Consider the following 932-nt stretch of genomic DNA (forward strand, 5'->3'; position numbering starts at 1 on the left):
ATAAAATTATGGAGATGTATTATGAAAAACTGGGTTAAGGTTGCCGTTGCAGCCATCGCACTATCTGCCGCGACAGTTCAAGCGGCAGTCGACACTGCCGCAACTGAAGTCAAGGTGGGCATGTCTGGCCGTTACTTCCCATTCACTTTCGTGAAGCAAGACAAGCTACAAGGCTTTGAGGTGGATATGTGGGATGAGATCGGTAAGCGTAACGACTACAAGATCGAATACGTGACGTCGAACTTCTCAGGTTTGTTTGGTCTTTTAGAAACTGGCCGCATCGATACAATCTCAAACCAAATCACCATGACAGATGAGCGCAAAGCGAAATACCTGTTTGCAGACCCTTATGTGATCGACGGCGCGCAAATCACAGTACGTAAAGGCAACGACAGCATCAAAGGTGTAGACGATCTAGCAGGCAAAACCGTTGCGGTTAATCTAGGTTCTAACTTTGAGCAGCTACTACGCCAATACGACAAAGATGGCAAAATCAACATCAAAACTTACGACACTGGTATCGAGCATGATGTTGCGCTTGGCCGTGCAGACGCTTTCGTGATGGACCGTTTGTCTGCGCTAGAACTGATCAAGAAAACTGGTCTGCCACTGGAACTGGCTGGTGAACCGTTTGAAACCATTCAAAACGCATGGCCTTTCGTCAACAATGAAAAAGGTCAGAAGCTACAAGCGGAAGTGAATAAAGCACTAGCAGAGATGCGTGCAGATGGTACAGTAGAAAAGATTTCAGTGAAGTGGTTTGGTGCTGACATCACGAAGTAATGCTACTTTGCTTTCGAGAATGCGAACAATCGCAACTCTCGACCTAAAATAAACTCATGTGAAGGTGGAACATTGTTTTCCACCTTTTCTTTTCTCTAGCCTTTAGGTAAGCCGTATGGGATTTGACTTTAATTACATGTTGGAACTGC

1 protein-coding gene is annotated in these 932 nt (G+C 45.4%); it reads left to right on the plus strand.

Annotated elements, in window-relative coordinates:
• The first annotated feature begins 21 nt into the window (after positions 1-21).
• Positions 22-783, plus strand: a complete 762-nt coding sequence (locus R7Z49_RS23860) for an amino acid ABC transporter substrate-binding protein (RefSeq protein ID WP_020904417.1) — start codon at positions 22-24, stop codon at positions 781-783.
• The last annotated feature ends 149 nt before the right edge of the window (positions 784-932 follow it).

This window comes from Vibrio sp. 1562, assembly GCF_033340155.1.
Taxonomy (GTDB): Bacteria; Pseudomonadota; Gammaproteobacteria; order Enterobacterales; family Vibrionaceae; genus Vibrio; species Vibrio alginolyticus.

Bases quoted from the DNA above. Each gene is read 5' to 3' on its own strand.
- R7Z49_RS23860 (WP_020904417.1), top strand. From the start codon at position 22: ATGAAAAACTGGGTTAAGGTTGCCGTTGCAGCCATCGCACTATCTGCC.